Raw genomic sequence first — 1,583 nt, forward strand, 5'->3', positions numbered from 1 at the left:
CACCCGGTTCGAGATGTTCGACATCGAGTCGGGGGAGCTTGTGACGGTCGTCGGCAACCTCATCGACAACGCGATCGAGGCCGCAGCAGCCGGTGACCCCCCACGGCGGGTGACAGTCGCCGTGTGTAGCGACCACGACGGCCTCATGGTCCGGGTCGCCGACAGCGGTCCCGGCCTCGACCCGTCGCAGGTCGCGGCGGCGTTCGAACGAGGTTGGACCACCAAGGCGAGCACGTCGAGCGGCGACGGGGGACACGGTCGAGCACGTGGCCTCGGGCTCGCCCTGGTCCGCCAGGTCGTCCGGCGCCACGGCGGCCAGATCGAGGTGGGGCGCGAGTGCGGCGCGGTGTTCACTGTCCGCATCCCTCGGCAGGACGCGACAGAGCCGGCACGACGCGCAACTGCCGGCCTGACGACGCCATGACTACCGTGACCGGCGAGCCCATCCGCACCCTGGTCGTCGAGGACGACCCGATCATCGCAGACGCGCACCGCAGCTACGTCGAACGGCTTCCCGGGTTCGTCGTCGCCGGCGTCGCCACCAGCGGCCGCCACGCACTCCGCCTCGCCGGCCTGGGTAACGTCGACCTCGTACTGCTGGACTTCGTCCTGCCCGACATCGGCGGGCTCGACATCTGTCGCGCCCTGCGCGGTGGCGGCGCACTGGTGGACATCATCGCGGTGACCTCGGCGCGTGACCTGCCCACGGTCCGGTCGGCGGTTGCATACGGGGTGGTCCAGTACATCGTCAAACCGTTCACCTTCGCCGCGTTCCGTGACCGCCTCGAACGGTACACGGCCTATCGGATGCAGGTCACTGCGGACGCCGACCTGGACCTACTCGGCCAGCGCGACGTCGACCGCGCCCTGGCGACGTTACGCAGCGCCGACCTCGACACCGTCCAACAGCCGAAAGGACTGTCGACGGACACCTTGGACGCCGTCGTCAGCTGCCTGCGTAAGGCCGACGCCCAACCTGGCACGGCGGATATGAGCACCGCGGACGTGGCGGCCGAGGTCGGCATTTCACGCGTCACCGCACGGCGCTACCTGGAACGACTCGCCGATCAACGACTGGCGACACGCTCGAGCCGCTACGGCAGCTCCGGACGTCCGGAACACCTCTACCGGTGGACAGGCAGTTGATTGGCCTGCGACCAGCTGCGCCGGCACGCCTCGGAGCGCATCATACGGCTGGACACTTGAGATGGTTGCAGTTCGAACGTCGCCTGCGTCTTACCGACGCCGTTGGGTCCGTTGAGCCAGATGAGCACGGTCTCCTACTCGCCAGGAAATTCCGCCGCGACGAGATCAGTGTGGATAAAATCCTCACCCTTGAACAACAGCGGTTCGCGTCGTTGAGCCACGAGTGCGTACGCGAAGCAGTCGCCGAAGTTCAACCGGGCAGGGCTGCCAATGCCCCTACCGAAGTCTCGGTAGGCCTGCCGGGCGAGCGTCGCGTGTTCCACCGTCACCGCGACCACTTCTACGTCGGCCACTCTGACGAGTTCGTCGAACCGGCGGCTCGCAACCGGGTCACGAGCCGAGTCGACAACTACAGCGGCCTTCACGTAGTTCACGGC

The 1,583-nt window shown here is 67.6% G+C and carries 3 protein-coding genes; 2 read left to right on the forward strand and 1 reads right to left on the reverse strand.

Features of this window, described 5'->3' with window-relative positions; genetic code table 11:
- Together DD1DGNOD_RS02945 and DD1DGNOD_RS02950 are read left to right on the forward strand one after the other, a co-directional pair.
- A partial coding sequence (locus DD1DGNOD_RS02945) for a sensor histidine kinase (protein WP_131769391.1) occupies window positions 1–424 on the forward strand: 424 nt, incomplete at its 5' end.
- A complete protein-coding gene (locus tag DD1DGNOD_RS02950; RefSeq protein WP_131769387.1) occupies window positions 421–1,146 on the forward strand; it encodes a response regulator in 726 nt (241 codons plus the stop codon). The genes DD1DGNOD_RS02945 and DD1DGNOD_RS02950, both read left to right, overlap by 4 nt.
- A 134-nt stretch (window positions 1,147–1,280) precedes the next feature.
- Here DD1DGNOD_RS02950 and DD1DGNOD_RS02955 read toward each other — a convergent pair.
- The coding region (locus DD1DGNOD_RS02955; RefSeq protein WP_206442919.1) for a type II toxin-antitoxin system VapC family toxin at window positions 1,281–1,583 on the reverse strand (303 nt) is incomplete at its 5' end.

It is taken from the genome of Candidatus Protofrankia californiensis (assembly GCF_900634765.1).
In the GTDB taxonomy this organism is placed as follows: domain Bacteria; phylum Actinomycetota; class Actinomycetes; order Frankiales; family Frankiaceae; genus Protofrankia; species Protofrankia californiensis.

Bases quoted from the DNA above. Each gene is read 5' to 3' on its own strand.
- DD1DGNOD_RS02950 (WP_131769387.1), top strand. From the start codon at position 421: ATGACTACCGTGACCGGCGAGCCCATCCGCACCCTGGTCGTCGAGGAC.